A 20589-nucleotide genomic window follows, 5' to 3' on the forward strand; every position below is an offset into this window, starting at 1 on the left:
ATTAAGGAATGAGGCCTTTTCAGGCCCTGAAGCGCTCGATGTAGAGGGGGGGCTCCCGGGCGCGCCCTTGCCGGAAACTCGGCTCATGGGGTGACGCCGTCGGCTGACGTCGCCCCGTGTTGTTCCAACCATTGGCGGGCTCCGGCGTGACCGGCGGCGGCGGCTTTCTTCAGCCACGCTTTGGCTGCCGCTTCGTCGCGCACTTCACCACGGGCTTCCATCAACACGCCCGCCAGCAGCGCCATGCCGTCCACGTCGCCCGTTTCAGCCAGAGCCAGGGCACGGGCATAGGCCTGCGCTTCGTCCCGGGGGACACCCATTTGACCCGACGTTTGAAAATTAACCAGTCGCGCAATCGCCGCCTTGTTTCCCGTATCACTCAGTTTGATCAACAGCTGCCGGTATTCATCAGCGCTGACGGCACACTCACTGGTCGGCTTGGTGGGGAACTCCGTTTCGTAGAGCCGGACAAGGTAGGTCGATGCGTTTTCGTGATCCTGCGCCACCGCACTCCAGAGCAACTCCAAGCCTCGCGCTCGGTCCGCGGCCACCACTTCTCCCGAAATAAGTATCGGCCCCACGACGGCCATCGCGTCGGCGTCACCCGCCTCGGCGGCAGCGATTTGAGCATAATATTTTTCGCGCCAATCCCACTTGTGCGCAAATCCCGGATCATGTTCGAGTGCCTGTGCGCGCCACCGGGCGATCTCCGTCGGTTCAACCCGGTCCGGGGGTAGTTTTAACGCCAACCAAGCCGCCGACGCGCCGTCGCCTCGGGCCGCACTTTCACGGTAGAGATCGTAAATCGTGGTCACGGGCGTCTCCGGTTTCCACCGGGTCAACAATTCCGCATAACCACGTGCCGCCGTCGCGTCACCGGCCGCTCGTGCCGCGTTGAAATACCGCTCCGCCCGCCACGGGTTGAACGTGGCATACCGGCCCTCCAATACGACAAACGCGAGTTCGAGTTGGGCGGTGATATCGCCGTTGCGGGCCCGCGCCTTGACTTCATACAGCGCCTTCTCGCGGTGCTGGTCCGCCGTTTGTGGCCCCAGATTGCGGCGAAACTTGCCCTTGCCCACGATGTTCTCGCCAAAGTTCCGCAGATTGATTTCGGGTATGGGCGTGGGTCCTCGCGCCGGCCCGGGGGCGCTCGGCCATGGCGGAGGTTCATAGCGCATCAAGACTCCACGGTCGTTGTTGGCCACCAAACCGGCCGGTCCGAACACCAAGCCGACCGGCGTTTCCCCCCACTCGAACAGCGCGGTCCAGTTCTTCCCATCGTCCGAGCGATAAAAAGTCGGACGCGCAGCCGGAGTCTTGCGTCCAGCCAGGAAAAATCGTCCCGCACCGTAGGCCAGTCCGTGAATCACCTCGACCGGACTATCCACCGCTTCCTGAAAACCTTCCCCCGTCTTCACCCGCAACGTGACCCGCCCTTTGCGATCCTCGGCAAACATCACCTCACCGTCGTTGCCTGCGGCAAAGAATACGCGATCGATCTCACCGGTCTCCACGTAGCCTTCGGGTTGCCAATATTCCCCGTTGTCGCTGGTGAAATATCGACCGTCTTGGTTCACCAAATGCCACCGGTCCGGCTGACGCCAGATGGCCGTGGGCACGGGCAGAGTCACCTGCTCATCCCAGACTTTTTCCGACGTGTCCTTTTCGCCGCCGTATTGGCCGTGCGCATACGTGTTGCTCACCCCGAGAATGCGATAACCAGCCCAGTATTCGCCGCGCCACAGGGCGGCGTCAGCCTCCGGTCGCGCCGCATGGGAGTAGCGATAGGGCGTCCACGTCGTGCGATCATCCGAGTAAGCGGCCTCCATGCGTTTGTTGCCCGCAACCCAACGCTCGCCGTCATGCCGCACCACGGCCACCGCCACCGGGGTATCGGTCTGGACCATCTCCCAATCCACCAAATCAGTGGAAAAATAGATCCGCCCCTCATCCCCGGGCATGACGTAGTAACCCGCCTCAAAACGGACCGCGGCGAACGTGCCTTGGAACACTTCCGGTCGCCGCACCGCCGTGCGAGCCAGTTGCGCTGCGGGCGCGTGCATCAACTCCGCCAAGGTGCTCACCCGCACCGTCCCATCAGCATCGATGGTCAGGTTGCGCATGCCCTCCGGACCGACCACCCAGAACGGTCCCGCGCCTGCGGTGGTGTGCAGATATTGCGACGGTGCCGACCAATCGAGCCCGTCCGGGGAAAACTCGTATTGGTCCTTCCAATTGCGCGCCCACCACTCGCCGCCACCGGTATCGAGGACCGCCCCGCGCAGTTCCGGCTGGCGGCCCGAACCGTTTGCCACCGCCGCCCATTCGCGCCCGTCTGTTGAGACGTAGGCTTCGGTCGCCCCGGCGACGAACCAACGACCCCCACTGTGCCCCAGCATTTCCAACGGCAGCTCATGGCCCATGATCGGCTCCGACATCAGCACCGTTTCCCACGCCACGCCATCGCTCGAAACATCCAGCCGGGAGTAGCGGTAGATTGTCCCATCCACGTCGCTGGTCATCGAAGCCAACGCGACGAAAAGCCCGTCGGCCGCCTTGAGCTGCTCGAGGCGGGTAAACTCATCGGGCGTCGGGCCACCGTCCTGCCAGACTCGTCCGTCGGGCGAGAACTTGGAACGCACGCCGTCCGAGATCACAAACCCCACATCGTTGCCCGCCGCGTGGACCCAGTCCCCGGGCAGCTCGTGATTTTCGATCGGGTCCGATCCGTCGATGACCCCCACCGCCGCAAAATCCCGGCCCACCCACAACACCTTGTCGCGACTGCGAACCTGCGCCGCAGGCACACCCCCCACCTGACCCAACTCCAGCGGCGGTCGACCGGCCAACAGCAGATACAACGGCGTCGGATCACGCTCCGCCCATCCCACCCAACTCCCCGCCGCCAATGGACGCACCGTCTCAATCACGGGTCCCGGGGCCACCGACGGCGCCCCCGCCAAACGCGCGAGACAGACCGAGACAAATATGAGCCAACGCCCCTTCGAAATCAGACGAGGCGACCAGCGACGACAAAGCGATATCATGAGCAAAAGAGAAAAACGGCCGACCTCCCGTCGGCTGGCGGATGAAAACGATGCCGCCCACTTTTGCTTTCCCCGCGCCATCCGCCAGCCCGGCTCTCTACGCATAGGTGCGTAGGCCGGGGCAGCCGAAGAACGAAAAGTCACCGCATCGGGCGACGGCCGACCAGCGGAGATTTACCAGGCTTGATCCCCGCGGGACATAAAAACACCCGGGACGCGGAGCCCCGGGCGCGGTGGTGGCGAAAATCAATTCGCTTTAGTTGGTGGCCATCCGGGGAGCGGGGACCGGTTGGTCGGAAATCGTGAATTGCAACAGACCGCTGCTGTTGGGACGGGCGGCCGAGAATTCGAATCGCGCTTGGTCGCTGCGCGGCGTGAATGAAGTCTCGAACCGGGTGCCTTCCATCTTCGTGACGAGGCGGTTCCGCGACCCGGCGATTTCGACAATTTTGAAATCAACCACGACCGGAGAATCGATGTAGACATAGAGTCGGCGGCCCGGGACGACTTCCGCATTTTGGTTCGCAATCACGTTGAGATTTTGGGCGTCACCGGAAGCGCTGACCTGACTGTTGCCCACCTGGATTTGGTAGGTAACCGGGTAGGAGACGCGAGGACGCGAAGACGAGGACGCACAACCGGCCCCCCACAAGAGGGCGACTGCGGCGATGGCGGTGAAAATTCGAGAAGGTTTCATGATCATGGTGAGTTAGGGTTGAGGGCGACGAACGCCGCTGATGGGTGACAGAGTCATGAACGGTTCCAGCTTCCAGCCACCAACCCGCGCGACCGCGGGGGCGGCAGTGCGGAGACGAGGGAACGAGGGAAACGGCATGATGGGCTCATACGCCTCACCAACGCATTGACCATGCCCGCTCCAGGGCGCCGTATTCTTAATCACTCATTTTCAACATCTAACCAATTTTTTTAATGAAAGGACCAGCGCCCAAACGCAACGCCATGAGGCATTATGCCCGGTCCGCCCCGCCTCCCGGAATGCAACACGCACGACGGCAAACTCTCCCGCAAGCACGTCAACCTTTGCCGCATCACCCTGGGCGGACTGGGCGACTTTCGCGCAAAGATCAGGGAAAAGCGCCACCGCGCCGGAATCCCGCAGGCACCAAATATCAAGCGGTTTCCAGGAACTCGGCCGCACGGGTTTCCGACCAATATTCGCCGCTGGCACCGCGCGTGATGAAGCCCACATGGCCGCCGTGGCGCGGGGTCTCGAGGTGAAAGTGCTCGCTCGCGTCGGCAATGTTTCCCGGGAAACACTCCCCCGCCAGAAACGGATCGTCGTGGGCGTTGACGAGCAGGCTGCGGACGCGGATCGCCGCGAGAAACTTCACACTGCCGCTTCGGTGCCAATAGTCCTCCGCGCTGGTGAAACCGTGCAACGGGGCGGTGTAGCGATCGTCGAAATTTTTGAAGGTGCGCATGGCGGCGAGGTGGGTGGTGTCGAGCTCGGCCGGATAGTTCACGGCCTTGGCCAATACTTTACCGCGTAGCGTGCGCATGAAACGCTCCATGTAGAGGCGGTTGCTCCAGTGCCCGAGGCGCACGGAACTCGCCGCCAGATCGCACGGCACGGAAAATGTCGCCGCGGCGTGGATACGCGGATCCACCGCCGCGCCGCGCTCACCGAGATATTTGAGCGTCATGTTGCCGCCGAGGCTGAACCCGACCAGCGCGACGCGCCGCCACGAGGAATTGGCCAAGGCGTGATCGACCACCACGGCGAGATCTTCGCTCGCGCCGCTGTGGTAAAACCGCAGCCGACGATTCATCTCGCCGCTGCATCCGCGGCAGTTCCACGCGATCACATCCCAACCACGTTTCACCAACGCCCGCGCCATGCCCTGCACATAGGGCTGTCGCGAATTGCCTTCGAGTCCGTGCGATATGATCGCCACGCGCCCGGAGCCTTCGCGCACGCAATCGAGGTCGATAAAATCGTCATCAGGCGTGGCGATACGCACGCGCTCCATCGGCACCGCCGGCACTCGTCGCCACAACGCGGGCACGATCGACTGCACGTGCCCATTGGCGCACCCCCAGGGAGCCCGATAAGTCGATTCAATCAGCGGCATGTGAAGCGTGTTTCGTTTTTAACCACAGAGCCATCAGTCTGCCGTTTTTAACCACCGATGGACACCGATAAACGCTGATCAGACGGCCATAAATTCAATCTCTTCAAACCGACATCCAACCAAGCTTCAGCGCGCAACGGTAGTCCCGCGAACGCGGGATCGGTGTCGATCGGTGGTTAAAAAATCAGTCGTAGAGCTTCAACCTAGCCACGTCTTTTTGGAAGAGGGTATGCGGGTCGGCGTGGAAGGCGCGGAAGGCTGCTTTCGATGCTTCCGGCGATTCGGCATGGGGCGTGTAGGGACCCGACCAGTGGGAGTTGATCCACGAAAGCACCCACGCGATGCGGCTCGCTTTCTCTGACGCCAGAATCGGTTCCAACACCGATCGTGTCCACCAGTCCGGTTGCTCGGTGTGATAAGCGATCTCCCCCCAGGTATGGTAACCTGTTTCGGTAAACGCCGCGACTTTGCCGTGGGCCGCCGCGAAATCCACGGTCTGCTCCAACAACGTCACCATGGCCTCGACCGTAAAGTGCTCGTTGTGGGGATTGCCCTCACCGTAACCATCCACGCCCACAATATCGACGTAGTCGTCGCCGGGATAATACTCGGTCGCCAACGCTTTGTCGGGCGACCAGCAAAACAGCACGTAGTCCGTGCGCTCCCGCATGTAATCCACCAGCAGGCGATAGGCTTTCACGTAGGTTTCGGGTCCGCCTTCGAGACGACTGCCCCACCAGAACCAGTTGCCGTTCATCTCGTGCAACGGCCGAAAGACGATGGGAAACTGCAGGTCCTCGTTGATGATGCGCAGCACCTGGTCGAGCGAGGTGTAGAACCAGGTCACATCGCCCGACGAATCGTCGCCGGTGACGACGTGGTGGAGGATCTTGGCGTCTTCCTCGTGCCAGTTGTGGGTGCCGCCGTATTTGCCCAGCCAGTGGTAATCGAACGTCACCATGGCACCGTTGGCGTAGGCTTTCTGCGCCGCGCGGGTATGCGCGAAGATCTCGTGCCGGTCCTTGTCGATCAGGAAATGAAAGTCCGAACCGTGCACCGCCGGATGATCGCCCGTAACGTCTTTGATGTCGGATTGATCGGGATCGAGATAGCCCACCTCGCGCTTGTCGTAGCTCAGCGGAAACTCCTGACCGAACATGATCGTATCGGTCTCCCAGCCGATGTGGTGCAGGTTGCGCAACAACGCCCGCGTTCCGGGCGTGACGGTCGGATCAATCGGCTGCGGCCCGGCCGCGGCGACGGGGGAGGTCGCACGCGCCGGCAACACCAGCAGCAGGAAAAGCGAGGCAGCGAGCAGACGAAGGGGCATCAAGTAACGCATAACGGAAGCCCAGCACAGTGCCTAACCCGCGTCGGCAGAAGCACAATCAACCCGCCCCGCACCACCGATCCTGCAAACGTGAAGCAGAATGACCGGGTCCTACGGATTGCCCAGTTTGGCGTCGATCGAGTAGCGGCCGGCTCCGGTGAAGATGAAGGGTAGGAAGACGATGCCGTAGATCATGCCCATCTCACCGCTGCCTTCACCGGACAACGCCCCGCCATGGACGATGAAAAACGCCACGCCCATCGTGAACACCACGCTCAGGGCGGCGAATCGGGTGAACACCCCCAGCACGACCATGATCGCCCCCAGGAACTCCGCGCCGGTGGCGAAGAGATAACTGGCCTCCGACGAGATCCCCAGGGGATCGGGAAACGTGTGAAACATTTTGCCAAAACCCAACAGCTTGCCCCAGCCGTGCAACACCGCCATCGCCCCTCCCGCAAGGATTCGGAGGAACAAGAGTCCCAGGGCGGCGTTGACGGGCAAAAACGAGAGGGCGAAGAACTTTTTCATGGTGAGACGGAGTGAGCACCCGCCGTGCCGGGGAAGGCGAGTCATCTCGCCGCGCACCGCCCAAGAAATCTAATACCCCTCCGGCGCCACGCCACTACCCACCCGCGACGTGGGTTCCAGTCTTGCGCCGCACGGGGTTTCCGGCTGAGTGGACCCATGATCGTTCTCATTGGAAAAATCGGTTTGGCGACGTTGTCAGGCCTCGCGATTCTGGCGCTGTTGTGAAGCCGTTTGGGTATGCGCGTGATGCGTTGTGCCTCGGAGCCATGGCGCTCTATGCGCTCAATCGGTGGGTGGTGAAACCCCATGTCGACGCTGGTTTCCTGCACGATCATTTCAACGACCTGCTGCTTATTCCCGCCGCCCTGCCCCTCGTGCTGGGGGTGCAACGACTGCTGAAATGGCGGGATCATGATTCTCCGCCGACCGCCGGGGAGATCGCGCTGCACCTGGTGATCTGGTCCATGCTTTGCGAGGTCGCCGGCCCGAGGCTCGTCGCTCACGCCACCGCCGATTGGCGCGATGTCGTCGCCTATGCCGCCGGCGGTTTGGTCGCCGGGCTCTGGTGGCAATGCGCGGGGAAAGTAGGGGCCGCGCGCCGCGCCCGCCCTGCCCTCTCCTCACCCGTGGAAACGGCTGATCGCTGAGGCCATGAGCTTCGACACGCTCGCACCGCACTACCGTTGGCTGGAAAAAGCCATGGCCGGTCGCGTGTTGCAACGGGCTCGGCTGGCTCATCTGGCGGTGCTCGATCGAGCCGAGCGCATCCTGCTCGTCGGCGAGGGACCGGGACGATTTTTGGGAGCATTGCGCGCGCGGCGGCCGGACGTCGCCGTGACGGTGGTCGATTCGAGCGCCGGGATGTTGCAACGGGCTCGGCGGGTCGATCGGGGTGGACCGACGGAGTTTGTGCAGGCCGATTTACGTGCGTGGACGCCGGAGCCGGGAGCTTGGGATGCGATTGCAACGCATTGTGTGCTCGACTGTTTCGGACCCGATTCGCTCGCGCATGTCGTCGCCACGCTCGCGCGGGCAGCGGCCACGGAGGCCGACTGGATCGTGACCGATTTTGCCGTTCCCCTTCAACCGGGCTGGCGAAGACTGCGCGCCCGCGGAGCCCATGCGCTCATGTATGGCTCGTTTCGGCTCGTGACCGGCCTGGAGGCGCGGCAGCTCACGCCCCCCGACGATTTGTTGCAGTCGAACGGTTTCGGACTGCAGGCGCGCCGCACCTTCAACCACGGTCTGTTGCAGGCGGACCACTGGCACCGGCAGGTAATTTAGTGAATAAGCCGTTGATCCTCACGCTCTCCTGTCCGCAACTCTCTCTGCTGTGATACTCGACCTCCCCGCCCGCGCCATGGCCCGACTGCCCGTGAAGACACGGGGCATTGTGCAGACCGTTATCTTCGGTCTCGTGGCGGGTGGTGCAGCTGTCGCTTTTCACCTGTGTATTCACACCGTGTTCGAGCACGGTATCCAGCGCCTCACTCGCGAGAGCACGCCGGTGTTTTTGATCGGCACGTTTTTGGTCATCGGCGGCACCTCCGCGATCTCGGGCTGGTTGTTGAGTGCGTTTTGTCCGGCGGCGGCGGGATCGGGCATTCCCCAGGTCAAATTGGCGTTTTGGAAAGACATGGGCGAAATCCCGTTCCGGGTGGTCTGGGTCAAGTTCATCGCGGGGGTGCTCAGCGTGGGTGGCGGCAACAGTCTGGGCCGGGAGGGTCCGTCGGTGCAATTGGCGGCGGGATTGTCGTCGCAAGTGAGCGGGGTGCTGGGGGTGGCCAAACACAAGCGGCGGCTCGCGAGTGCGGCGGGGGCGGCGGCCGGCTTGGCGGCGGCGTTTAACACGCCCATCGCGGCGGTGACGTTTGTGCTGGAAGAGATCATCGGCGACCTCAACAGCCGCATGCTGGGTTCGATCCTGCTGGCCGCCGTCGTCGGGGCGTTGGTGGCGCACGGGCTATTGGGCGAGCAACCGGCGTTCACGCTGCGGGGGGCGGGTTCGCCGGAGTGGCAGGTCTACATCGCGACGCCATTCGTGGCGGCGATCGCGGCATTGGCGGGCGTGTGGTTTCAACGGTTTTCGCTGGGCCTGCGCGCGTGGAACAAAGAGAAGCACCGCGTGCCGCTGTGGATGCGCACGACGCTCGGCGGGCTCGCGGTATGGTTGATCGGCTGCACGGTGTTTTTGCACACCGGCCACACGGGGGTGTTCGGTCTGGGCTACGAGGATCTTTCGAGCGCCCTCAATGACCAAATGGCCTGGACTCACGCCGCGTTGCTGTTGGTCGCCAAGCTGGTGGCGACGGCGGTCTGTTACGGACTGGGGGCCGCGGGTGGTATTTTTGCCCCGACGTTGTTCTTCGGCGGGATGGCGGGTGCCGCCATGGCGGGGTTGATCGATCTGGTTTACCCGTTGAGCACCGCGGGTCATGTGACGCTCGCGGTCGTCGGCATGTGTGCGTGTCTCGGCGCGGTGGTGCGGGCCCCGGTCACGGGTTTGTTGATCGTGTTCGAGATGACCCATGAGTTTGCCATGGTGCCCGCGCTGATGGTCGGCGGGTTGGTGAGCATCGGTATCGCGAAGTATTTCACGAAGCACAATTTCTACGACGTCGTGCTCGAACAGGATGGTCAGTCCGTCGAACGCGTGATGCCGCCCCGCGATCTGCGCTCGTGGCAGGAAACCCCGGTGAGCCGGGCTGCCAATTTCCGGCCGGTTTTGGTCAAGGATTTGTCGGTCGGAAACCTGCGCGCTGTCCTCGCAGAATCCCGCCACGATTGTTTTCCCGTCGTGATTGACCGGAAGCTGAAAGGGGCGATCACCCGTGAACACATGCAGCGCGTGGTGGACTTCGGCGATGAACCCATCATCGATTCGGTCTCCACCTGCCGAAGGGAAGCCACCATCCGCGAAGTGCAGGGCAAGGTCATCGAGTCCCCCGCCAACATCGTGGTCATCGTGGGGGGCGAAGACGAAGTCGTGATCGGTATCATGACCTTGCATGACATCCTGCGCGCCGAAATCTTGTTCACGAAAGAGTAGACCCCGTGCGAAGTGAGACGTGTGAAGTCGACTGGTGAAGCGTGATCCGCGCGACCGGATCCGCTCGCACCCAACCCGGGCCTCGGTTTCGGACTTCATACTTCAAACTTCTTACCTCTAACTTCCTCCGTCATGTCCAAGCTCTACTTCTACTACTCCGCCATGAACGCCGGCAAAAGCACGGTGCTGCTGCAGTCGAGCTACAACTATCAGGAACGCGGCATGCGCACGTTGCTTTTCGCACCGGTGGTTGATCAGCGCGCCGGCATCGGACGTATCGCTTCGCGCATCGGCTTGAGCGCCGAGGCTCTCGCCTTCAGCCCGACGGACGACCTGTATAAACGCGTGGAAAGCGAGAAACCCGCCGACCAGAAACCCATTTCCTGTGTGCTCGTCGATGAGGCCCAGTTCCTCACCCGCCGCCAAGTGGAGCAGCTTTGCCGGGTCGCGGACGAAGGTGATATTCCCGTATTGTGCTACGGCCTGCGCACGGATTTTCAGGCGCAACTTTTCGAAGGCAGCGCCGCACTGCTCGCGCTGGCGGACGACATGATCGAGCTCAAAACCATCTGCGACTGCGGCCGCAAAGCGACCATGAACCTGCGCCTCGGTCCCGACGGCAAGGGTCTGCGCGAAGGCGAGCAGATCGAGATCGGCGGCAACGAGCGCTACGTCGCGATGTGCCGCCAGCACTACTACGAAGCCCTGAGCGACTGAGGCTCGCGGGAAGGGCTACTCATATCAGCGCCCATAACATGCGGCCCGGCTAAAATGCCTGGCGAGCGATACCTGCGCTCGGTTTCGGCTTCCGTATATACTGCCTTGCTGAAGTTCCATCGTTCCGCTGGAAATGGCCCCAATGAGGTTGCGTCGAAAAACACTCACCATCTCAGGCCCGTTCAAATGGGGAGAAGGCGCACCGAAAGAATGTGCGGTCCGACGGTAGCCTTCAGCGTTCTTGGTCGGATGTAACAAACGTCGGGTTTGCCCAACCATCCAAAGGCACCATCGTAGAAACCATGAGCACAGTCGACGAGATCGAGGCCGGCATCGAAAAGCTCACGCCTACGGATAAGAGTCGAGTGGCGGATTGGTTGAACACCCGATTGGTGACAGAGACACCTGCCATGCTCGCAGCCATCGACGAAGCCGATCGCTCTTTGATCGAAGAGGGCGGTGTTTCTGTCGAAGAGGCACGTCGCGATCTCCGTCGATGGATTACCGAGTAATCCTCGCCGCCCAACCCGAGTTGCGAGATTTGCGTGAAATTGCGCGTTTCATCGCCCAGGACAGTCCCGCAGCCGCCGAACGCGGTGGTCACGAATTGCTCAATCTGGCTGAATCACTGACGGTATTACCGTCTCGGGGAGTTAGAATTCGTTCGCGGCCCGGTGCACGTCGTCGCCTTTCGGTCCCATACTTGGTCGTGTATCGCGTAGATGAAACCGCACGCGTCGTGAAAATCCTGCGATTTTGGCATGCTAAACGCAATCCCGACGAGCTGCACTTGGACTGAGTCATCGTGCGGAGATTCACCCAGCCGCCGGAAGAGACCATGCGAAGGACAGGGCCGACCCGCTCGTTCGCTGAAGCCAGGTTTCTACGGACTCGCAAATTTCCCGTCACTGACGCTCGACGGCAGCTCAGCCTTCATCGGGCCACTCATACCTCCAGATGGAACTGTCGCCCACCGTGGCCTCTTTGACCCAATTTCCCGGTAAGTGGCGGAAGAATATGCGGTCTTTTTCGAAGACTTTCAGAACAGCGTAAAGCGGACGCCCCTGCTTTCGAATGTTCTCCGCCGCGTGATGGAATTCCTCAGGGTTCAGCCAATCCGGACGTAAAACCTGCAACTCCGTATAGTAAAACAAAGCGCCACTATCCTGCGCGGCCATCACCACGGTATCCATGGTTAGGTGACGTTGAGCCCACGAGGCCGTGACCTGATACTTACGTTCGTCCTGCGCGGTGCGAAAAGACCGCATCGCGCGCCCCCACAGCGAGCCGTGAACGACGACGATGAGTGCCACGCTTAACCACGCTGCGGCCGGCGAAACGAGGCGGCTCTTCCTTAAGCCGCTTCGTCCGGCCAAACTGCGCAAAACCAACAAACATGCGACAATAAGAGCGGGAAACGCCGGGAGCAGGAATCGCATGAACCAATAGTCCTCCCGCGTGTAAATATAGATGGCGTAGAAGCCAAAGAGCGCTCCGACCCACGAACCCAGAACGAGTTTATTCCTCCCGCTCACCCGGCGCGCCCAAGGCAACGCCAGAATCCCCACCACCAGGGGAGTGAGCGAAACCGGTAGCCAGATCGCATAGTGGACCAACGTCGGCCCCACATGGATCAGACCGAAAGTTCCAGCCGGATTGTAATAGCCCGACACCAGCACCTCGGCGTAGGTATGCAAATTGTAGGCCACGAGTCCCAGTGCCGCCGGAACCCCACCGGCCATGAGCAAGCCCAAGCGCGGCGGATTCCATCCGATCGCCATCATCGCAGGGATCAACACCAAGCCATTGGTCGGGCGCACCAACACCGCGACCCCCAAGGCGAACCCTGCGGCCACGGCCCACCCCGGATGTCGTTGGGCGCGCATGGCGGCGACCACGGTCAAGGTGACCCACAAGAGCGCGGGCACATCGCTCATGGTCAAAACCGCCAAGTGCACAAAGAGCGGACTCACCGCGAGCATCAGCACGCCGAGCAACGACCAGCCCGGCGGCAGGCCAAACTCTCGACCAAGTTGATACAACAGCAGCAGCGCCAGCAACGCATGCAGCACGATCGTGCAACCCGGGGCGGCGGCCCATCCTGTAACGGTCGCCATTCCCGCCAACAACAAGGGTAGCCCCACCGGATAGACCGGACTGATCGTGCCATCCCGTCGGGGAGCGCGATACCCGAGCGGGGCGTAGACCTCCTCCACGTATTCGGGCAACGCCTCGTTATCAATGCCCGCAATAAATTGAATGGGCAGTGACGACTTTCCCTCCGCCAACCTCCGCGCGCTGTTCAAATAGCCGGAGCTGTCCGCCGCTCCCGCGACGGTTCCCTGATGTTGCCAAAGGAAAACCGCTTGGGCCAGCAACAACACGAACAAAACCACCACGACCCATCGTTCTCCACGTGCGGTTTCGGGTGACGGAGAATCCTGCATCAGCCTCGCCGATTGATTTTTAGGCCAAGCCCCGTGTCTTGGCGAACAGGCGGGGCTGCCGCCAACCTGCGGGCCGCAAAATCAACGCCACTTTCCCATCGGAAACCGTGGATTGGAGGGACGCAGGGGACGCCTTGAACAGTTTGAGAAACACGTGATGACGGGAGTTCGAGAATCAAGACACGTGAGCTCGCTCCACCCGCTACCCGGTTGTCCGGGATTCCGCAGTTGGATTTTACAGAAGGCAACGAAGAGCACGAAGCTGGAACGAGTTGCAGGCGATTATGGGCATCAATTCATTCACCCGTAGGGTGAGTTGAATGCCATGCAGTTTACTCGATTTAACTCACTTTATTACAACGCTTTGTTAACTTTGTTACCTTCTGTGAACGGCGTTAATTAGGGTTGTCTGAATTTCACCCCAATGGGTCGACCTCCCACAAAATGTGCGACCGATGCCCCCTCCCCGAAGTAAGTGCCTCGCCTCGCCGCCGGAAAAGGCGCCGTTTCCGCGATAGATTGATACGATCCGTCCTATACTCTGCCTCGGCCGTAATTCGGATTTCGGCGATGATGCCTTAATACCAGCACGCGAACGGACTCCGGTTTCTCGCGGAAAGAAAATGATAAGGAAAACTCGGAAGGTTTGCTCGTCTCAATCCTCCGGTCACCAAATGAAACGAGGTCGGCCGCCGCTCCATCGCCTTGGAGACTGACTCCACTTCCTCAAAAAATCGATCAGACAAGCCGGATCCTCCCGCGTTTTCATAATACCTCAAAACGACTTCGAGATCGCTTTGCACCAGCCGGTGAAACGTCAAGACCATGGCCAGCCGACTAACGTCCCAAGCCGTGCTTGAGATCGTTCCAGGAAATGCCGACCTCGCCCGTCGCATCCATCTCCGCCTCGCGCCGAAGTGCTTCCGCCACCCCTTCATCCTCGTCCGACATAACCACGGAAAGTGTGGAGAGCAAATGAGCGGCAAACGCGGCGCGCTCCGCTTCCGTGAGCGAGTTGGCGTCCCGTTCGAGCTGCTGCAGGCGAGTCATGCTCGCAACAAGGCTGACCGCGCCCAAATTGCCAGTCTACAGTCTTCAATCCGACGACCGTCATCATTTTTCCGACGGACGATCGGCCGATCGAGCAATACCACCGGTTCGCAAACAAATCGCCCTCCCGGCAAACCGCAAGATCCGCCCAGTCGTCCACAAGCCATGCAACGCAATGGGGCTTCGCATTTTGCGGTTATCCGCCTCATGATCAGACAACTTCAACTTCCTGTTGACCATGATGACTGATTGGAAATCCGCCGCCGTTTCTGCCGAAGACGCCGTTGCCGTAATTAAAAGCGGTGATCGCGTGTTCATTCACGGGGCGGCCGCCACCCCGGCTCCGCTACTCGAAGCGCTCACCGCCCGCGCAGACTTGGAGGACGTGCGCGTCTACCACTTGCATACCAATGGGCCGGCTCCTTTCGCCGACCGGGGACGCGAAAAAGAATTCCGCTCCGTATCGCTTTTCACCGGTCAGCCCTTACGCGCAGCCATCGCAGAGGGCCGCGCGGATTTTGTCCCCATTTTCCTGTCCGACATCCCGCAACTGTTTCTCTCCGGTCAAATCAAACTCGACGTCGCGATCCTGCAGCTTTCGTTGCCCGACGCCCACGGCCAGTGCTCCCTCGGCACGTCTTGCGACGCCGCCAAAGCCGCCGCCGACATGGCCACGCTCCGCGTCGCCGAGTTCAATGATCAGATGCCGCGCACTTACGGCAACAACGTCGTGCCGCTCAACCGCGTCGACCGCTGGATCCACACCAACCGCCCGCTGCTGGGACACGAAAGCCCCCCCGAAAATCCCATCGAGGCCCGCATCGGTGAGCTCATCGCCGATTTGGTGGAAGACGGTTCGACCCTGCAAATGGGCATCGGCGGCATTCCCAACGCTGCGCTCGCCCGCATGATGGAAAAACGAAACCTCGGCGTGCACACCGAAATGTTCTCCGACCACATCATCGACCTGGTCGAGGCCGGTGCCATTACGAACCACCTCAAAAAGGTCGGCACGGGCCGCATAACGACGAGCTTTATCAACGGTTCGCAGCGGCTGTTCGATTTCGTCAACGACAACCCGTTGGTCAGTTTCTATCCCTGCAATTGGACGAACGATCCCGTCGTCATTCGCTCCAATCCCAAGGTCGTCGCCATCAACTCCGCCATCGAAATTGATCTCACCGGACAAGTGTGCGCCGACTCCATCGGGCATCGGATCTTCTCCGGCATCGGCGGCCAGGTGGACTTCATTCGCGGCGCCGCGCTGTCTCCCGGTGGCAAACCCATCATCGCGCTGCCTTCCAAGGCCATGGGCGGTCGCGTCTCGCGCATCGTCACCGAACTCAAACCCGGTGCCGGTGTCGTCACCACGCGTGGCCACGTGCACTGGGTCGTCACCGAGTTTGGCGCGGTCAACATCCACGGCATGACGTTGCGCGAACGCGGCGAGGCGCTGATCTCGATCGCGCACCCGGATTTCCGTGCAGGACTCACCCGCGACCTGTGCCGCATCCGGCACTTCCCCTGCCCGCCCGAATACGGTCCGCTGGAGGAGTAGTCGGAAAATCACCGGTCCGATTCTACGCACCAATGCGTATGGGGGCATCGGGCGGATGAGGTTAAAGTGGGTCCGACGGCCACACCGTCAGTTCCCGCCTGACTTCACCTTCGTTCCCCTGTTCCCATGCGTTTCCCACGTTTCCTCACCATCATGTGCGGACTGCTGTCCGCGAGTGTTGTCTCCTTTGCCGCCATCGATCTGCGCATCAACCTCGGGACCAACGGACCCGACGGTAACTGGATCCAGGTGGGCAACAGCATCGACACCTTCCCCGCCATCGACTTCGCCACCGGCAACGACACGGGTGCCCGGGTCTCCACCCTGCTGAGCGCCTTCCAAGGCGGCAACGGCGACGGCTCGATCGTGGAGGACTGGCTTCCCGACCTCGCGGAACAAACCAGCGCTTCCATCAATCGCGGCGCCGGCAGCGTCAACATCACCAACCTCCCCGCCGGGACTTATCGCGTCGAGGTGGTCGCCACCAAACCCTTCGAGGTCTACGGTGGAAAATACACCGTCAACGACGTCCGCGCCGATATCACGTTCCGCGGCCTGACCCCACCCGAAGTCTGGCAGGAAAGCACCGATGGTCGCGATCCCATCGATTGGCAGATTTGGAGCAACATCGCCGTCGAAGCCGGCGGCTCGCTCGAAGTCGTGGTGCGCCTGTCGGGCACGTCGTGGGCCAGCATCGGCGCAATCCGAGTCACCAGCGCGGCCGATCCGGGCAACGAAGAGCCCGGCGAAGACCCCGACGACGACGGCAGCGATGATAGCGGCAACCATGGAGAAAACGGAGACAACAACGATGGCGGTGCCAACCCCGGTGGTTCCCTGTCCAATCTCTCCGTGCGCTCCACCGCCGGCTCCGGTGACGCCACCATGGTCGTCGGCTTCGCCATCGGCGGCGGCACCAAATCGGTGCTCGTCCGCGGCATCGGACCGACGCTCACCAACTTCAACATCCCCACCGCCATCACCGACGCCCGCCTGCGTCTTTTCGCCACGGGCACCAGCGACGCCATCGCCACCAACACCAATTGGAGCGGCGATACCGCCGTCGCCGCCGCCGCGTCCACCGCCGGGGCGTTCGCACTCGACGCCTCCTCGCTCGACGCCGCTTTCCTCCGTGAGATGTCCCCCGGCGCTTACAGCGTGCACATCGAGTCGGGCGACGGTTCGCCCGGCATCGCCTTGGCCGAACTCTACGACGCCAGCGTCGGTGGCACCGGACACCTCACCAACGTTTCCGCCCGCTCCACCGTCGGCACCGGCAACGACCTGCTCATCCTCGGCTTCGTCGTCGCCGGCGATGCCCCCGTCACCGTCTTGATTCGCGGCATCGGACCCACCCTGACCGATTTCAACATCTCCGGCGCCTTGGCCGATCCGGAACTGAAACTTTTCGCCGACGGCAGCACCGCCCCTGTCGCCACCAACGACAACTGGTCCGGTGAGGCCACCCTCGCCGCCACGTTCAATACGGTGGGAGCTTTCGCCTTATCCTCCGACGTCAGCGCCGACGCCGCCATGGTCGTGACGCTCCAACCCGGCGTCTACACCGCGCAACTCTCCGGCGTCAGCGACACCACCGGCATCGGCCTGCTGGAACTCTACTTCGTGCCGTAACGCCCCTCCCACATCGATCCGAGGAGGCGCTATTCCCGGCCACGCCTCTCGGATCACGAGCCGGGATTCACCCCGAATTCGGCCCTAAGTATCAATCGCGCTCATACTGCGTCGGTTGCTCCGGGGGTCGTGCTACAAATCGGAAGCAAAACCGTGGCATTTGGGTAACGTCGCGTTGACTGCGTGGAGATGACCACGCTTGATGCGACGCTTCAAACCCCCGTTCATGGTTAGTCCCAACACCCCCGACTCGCCGGCAGGAAACCCCTCCGCTTCCGGCGCTCCCAAATCTATCAACGACGTTGTCATCCGCATGGCTGGCAACTCCCAGGATGGCATCCAATCCATTGGCGCCTTCCTCGCCCGACTCGCCGGGCGCAGCGCGCAGGATGTCATGACCTACATGACCATCCCGTCGACGATCTCCGGCGGTCCGTCGATTTTCCAAGTGCGCATGGGCACGGGCGATATCCTCAGCTCCGGCGACGAAGCGGACTTCCTCGTCGCCTTCTATGATCACAGTTACGAAAACCACATCGGGTCGCTGCGCCAAGGCGGCATCCTGATCTACGACAGCGATCACCTCACCGTCGACGCGGGCGGCAAGGACTTCACCGCCATCGGCGTGCCCTTCACCAGCGCCACCATCGAAGCCGTCGGCGGCTCGGCCAAGGAGAAGGGCAAAAACATTTTCGTGCTCGGTCTGCTCTGCCGCCTCTTCGATCTCGAAGTCGCGAAGCTCACCGCGCTCATCAACGAACGTTTCGGCAAGTTCGGCGAGGATGTCGTGCGCAACACCATGCTGGCCTTCGACGCCGGCTACGCCTGGCCCGCCCAAAACATCCGCGACATCTACTACAAACTCGCGGCCAATGCCGACCACTCCGGTCATCCGCAAATCACCACCGACGGCAATACCGCCATGACGCTCGGCCTGCTCGCCGCCGGCGTGCGCTACGGCGCCGGTTACCCGATCACCCCCTGGTCGACGATCATGGAAACCCTGCGCGTCGAGCTGCAGAAATACGGCGGCATGTTCGTGCAGGCCGAGGACGAGCTCGGGGCCATCGCCTACGCGCTCGGTTTCGCCTACTCCGGCCACCTCGCCGTCACCGGCTCCTCCGGCCCGGGCCTCTCGCTCAAAATGGAAGCCCTCGGCTGGGCCACCATGGCCGAGCTCCCGCTCATCGTCATCAACGTGCAACGCGGCGGTCCTTCCACCGGTCTGCCGACCAACGTCGAGCAGTCCGACCTCATGCAGGCCATCTACGGCAGTCACGGCGATGCCCCGCGCATCGTGCTCGCGCCGCAAAACGTCGAGGACTGTTTCCACATCGCCCTCGAAGCCGGTCGGCTCGCCCGCGAGTATTCGACGCCGGTGATCATTCTCACCGACCAGGCCCTCGCCTCGCGCATCGAAGCCTTCGACGAGCCCGACGTCGACGCCGTTATGGTCGAACCCGGACCCCACCTCCAAAACCACGGCGAGGAATTCAAACCCTACCCGCTCGACGCTCTCACGCGCCACGCACCTCCGGGCTCGAAAATCGAAGGCACGCGCTACCCCACCGTCACCGGTCTCGAACACGACGAGCACGGCCATCCGTCGGGCAACCCCGCCCAACACCAGAAGATGACCAACAAGCGCCGCGACAAGCTGCGCCAACTGGCCAAGGAAATCGCCCGTCCCGAAATCCACGGTGCCCAGGAAGGTGATACCCTGCTCGTCGGCTGGGGCTCCACCTACGGCCCGTTGCGCGAGGCGACGAACCGTTCGTGTGCCGCCGGTCAGAAGGTCGGCCACATTCACATCCGTCACCTCAACCCGCTGCCCCCCGAGCTCGAGCGCATCTTCTCGCGCTTCCGCCAGGTCTTCGTCGTCGAGATGAACGACCGCGGTCTCTACGGCTACGGCCAACTCGCGACCCTGCTCCGCGCTCGCTACGCCAACCCCGCCATCCGCTCGATCACCAAGACCGACGGACTCGCCTTCAAAGTCAGCGAGATTCAAGCCGGCATGGCCTCGCTCTCCGGCACCCGCACCGCCTCCGTCTCCGCCTACCCCGAAACGTAAACGCCTCGGTCCTCGGCGAAATCCCCAATCCCAACGATCCAAATTCCAACCGGAAACCGCGCATCGCGGTCGACCCTGGATCTTCATTCTTCTTACTTCACCCTTCTTACTTCCCTCCCCCCCGCCCCATGTCCGATACCGCCCTCGCCCCCGCCCCGACTCCGGAGGAACCCAAGCTCACCAAAAAAGCGCTCACCGCCGACCACCCCACGTGGTGCCCCGGCTGCGGTGACTTCGCCGTGCTCGCTTCCTACTATCGCGCCCTCGAACAACTCAACTACCCGCACGAGTCCATCGTGACCATGGCCGGCATCGGTTGCTCGTCCCGCTTTCCCTACTTCGTCAACTCCCACGGCGGCCACTTCATCCACGGCCGCTCCGTGCCGTTTTCCGCCGGAGTGAGTTTGTCCCGCGACGACCTCAAAGTGTTCGTCTTCGGTGGCGACGGCGACGGCTTCTCCATCGGCGGCAACCACCTCGATCACGTGGCGCGCAAGAACGTGAACCTGACCTACGTCATCATGGACAATCAGGTCTACGGCCTCACCAAAAAGCAGACCTCGCCGACTTCACCGCAGGGCTTCAAATCGAAGACCGACCCGTGGGGCGCGATCGATCAACCGATCAATCCCATGCGCAAGCTCGTCAACAGCGGCGCCACTTTCGTGGCCCGCAGTCACGCCACCCAGGTGAAACACATGGTCGAGATGATCAAACGCGCCGCCGAACATCCCGGTTTCGCCGTGGTCGAGATTCTCTCCGAATGCATCGAGTTTTTCCCCGGTGCATTCGACGACAGCGTGCCGCGCAAGGGCGGCGATTTCGTTACCATCGACGAAGCCGAGCACGATAAAACCGACATCACCGCCGCCATGAAACTCGCCAGCGAGCCCTGGCCCGGCCGGTTCGGGGTCTATCTCGAAATTCAGCGCCCCACCAAAAACGCGCTCGAAGCCGGCCTCATCACCAAAGCCCGCGAGAAAACCAAACAGGCCGCCGACAAAGACCTGTTGAAAGCCACGTTCGCCAAAATGCGCTAAACGCGCGCTGCCTCCGCC

17 protein-coding genes are annotated in these 20589 nt (G+C 62.0%); 10 read left to right on the top strand and 7 right to left on the bottom strand.

Translation table 11 applies throughout. The features are described from left to right. Positions 1-83: 83 nt before the first annotated feature. The 5 genes from PXH66_RS13625 to PXH66_RS13645 all read right to left on the bottom strand — a co-directional run bounded on the left by PXH66_RS13625 (position 84) and on the right by PXH66_RS13645 (position 7004). On the bottom strand, positions 84-3050 hold the full coding sequence (locus PXH66_RS13625) for an SEL1-like repeat protein (RefSeq protein WP_330928363.1): 2967 nt from the start codon (positions 3048-3050) through the stop codon (positions 84-86). A 256-nt stretch (positions 3051-3306) separates the two neighbouring features. Next, positions 3307-3747, bottom strand: coding sequence for a hypothetical protein (locus tag PXH66_RS13630; RefSeq protein WP_330928365.1), 441 nt, complete (start codon positions 3745-3747; stop codon positions 3307-3309). A 433-nt stretch (positions 3748-4180) separates the two neighbouring features. Beyond that, complete coding sequence (locus PXH66_RS13635) at positions 4181-5143, bottom strand: YheT family hydrolase (RefSeq protein WP_330928366.1); 963 nt, start codon at positions 5141-5143, stop codon at positions 4181-4183. 184 nt (positions 5144-5327) lie between these two features. Further along, positions 5328-6473 (bottom strand): glycoside hydrolase family 26 protein, encoded by a 1146-nt coding sequence (locus tag PXH66_RS13640; RefSeq protein WP_330928367.1) that lies wholly within the window; start codon positions 6471-6473, stop codon positions 5328-5330. Positions 6474-6584: 111 nt separating this feature from the next. Further along, positions 6585-7004, bottom strand: a complete 420-nt coding sequence (locus PXH66_RS13645; protein WP_330928368.1) for a DoxX family protein — start codon at positions 7002-7004, stop codon at positions 6585-6587. Between the two features lie 221 nt (positions 7005-7225). Between PXH66_RS13645 and PXH66_RS13650 the strand changes: the two genes are divergently transcribed. From PXH66_RS13650 to PXH66_RS13675, 6 genes are all read left to right on the top strand, one after another. Continuing rightward, the gene (locus PXH66_RS13650; protein ID WP_330928369.1) at positions 7226-7651 is read left to right on the top strand and encodes a hypothetical protein; all 426 of its coding nucleotides are present in this window, start codon (positions 7226-7228) and stop codon (positions 7649-7651) included. 4 nt (positions 7652-7655) lie between these two features. After that, a complete protein-coding gene (locus PXH66_RS13655; protein WP_330928370.1) occupies positions 7656-8288 on the top strand; it encodes a class I SAM-dependent methyltransferase in 633 nt (210 codons plus the stop codon). Positions 8289-8337: 49 nt separating this feature from the next. Continuing rightward, a complete protein-coding gene (locus PXH66_RS13660; protein ID WP_330928371.1) occupies positions 8338-10053 on the top strand; it encodes a chloride channel protein in 1716 nt (571 codons plus the stop codon). 132 nt (positions 10054-10185) lie between these two features. Continuing rightward, positions 10186-10770, top strand: a complete 585-nt coding sequence (locus tag PXH66_RS13665) for a thymidine kinase (protein ID WP_330928372.1) — start codon at positions 10186-10188, stop codon at positions 10768-10770. A gap of 302 nt (positions 10771-11072) precedes the next feature. Further along, entirely contained in the window at positions 11073-11282 is a 210-nt protein-coding gene (locus PXH66_RS13670; protein WP_330928373.1) for a hypothetical protein, read from the top strand. Continuing rightward, positions 11267-11569 (top strand): type II toxin-antitoxin system RelE/ParE family toxin, encoded by a 303-nt coding sequence (locus tag PXH66_RS13675; protein WP_330928374.1) that lies wholly within the window; start codon positions 11267-11269, stop codon positions 11567-11569. The genes PXH66_RS13670 and PXH66_RS13675 overlap by 16 nt, the downstream gene beginning before the upstream one ends. 127 nt (positions 11570-11696) lie before the next feature. On the opposite strand, the gene PXH66_RS13680 is transcribed toward PXH66_RS13675, so the two are convergent. Both PXH66_RS13680 and PXH66_RS13685 read right to left on the bottom strand, forming a co-directional pair. Continuing rightward, positions 11697-13217, bottom strand: a complete 1521-nt coding sequence (locus PXH66_RS13680) for an ArnT family glycosyltransferase (protein ID WP_330928375.1) — start codon at positions 13215-13217, stop codon at positions 11697-11699. 837 nt (positions 13218-14054) lie between these two features. Continuing rightward, positions 14055-14267, bottom strand: coding sequence for a hypothetical protein (locus tag PXH66_RS13685; RefSeq protein ID WP_330929237.1), 213 nt, complete (start codon positions 14265-14267; stop codon positions 14055-14057). A 241-nt stretch (positions 14268-14508) separates the two neighbouring features. Between PXH66_RS13685 and PXH66_RS13690 the strand changes: the two genes are divergently transcribed. From PXH66_RS13690 to PXH66_RS13705, 4 genes are all read left to right on the top strand, one after another. Then, positions 14509-15825, top strand: a complete 1317-nt coding sequence (locus PXH66_RS13690) for an acetyl-CoA hydrolase/transferase family protein (protein ID WP_425609077.1) — start codon at positions 14509-14511, stop codon at positions 15823-15825. 126 nt (positions 15826-15951) lie between these two features. After that, on the top strand, positions 15952-17457 hold the full coding sequence (locus PXH66_RS13695) for a hypothetical protein (RefSeq protein ID WP_330929235.1): 1506 nt from the start codon (positions 15952-15954) through the stop codon (positions 17455-17457). Positions 17458-17683: 226 nt separating this feature from the next. Continuing rightward, the gene (locus PXH66_RS13700) at positions 17684-19531 is read left to right on the top strand and encodes a 2-oxoacid:acceptor oxidoreductase subunit alpha (RefSeq protein WP_330932045.1); all 1848 of its coding nucleotides are present in this window, start codon (positions 17684-17686) and stop codon (positions 19529-19531) included. 128 nt (positions 19532-19659) lie between these two features. Beyond that, positions 19660-20571 carry a thiamine pyrophosphate-dependent enzyme gene (locus PXH66_RS13705; RefSeq protein WP_330929233.1) on the top strand — a complete coding sequence of 304 codons (912 nt, stop codon included), beginning with the start codon at positions 19660-19662 and terminating at the stop codon, positions 20569-20571. The last annotated feature ends 18 nt before the right edge of the window (positions 20572-20589 follow it).

Source organism: Synoicihabitans lomoniglobus (assembly GCF_029023725.1).
In the GTDB taxonomy this organism is placed as follows: Bacteria; Verrucomicrobiota; Verrucomicrobiia; order Opitutales; family Opitutaceae; genus Actomonas; species Actomonas lomonigloba.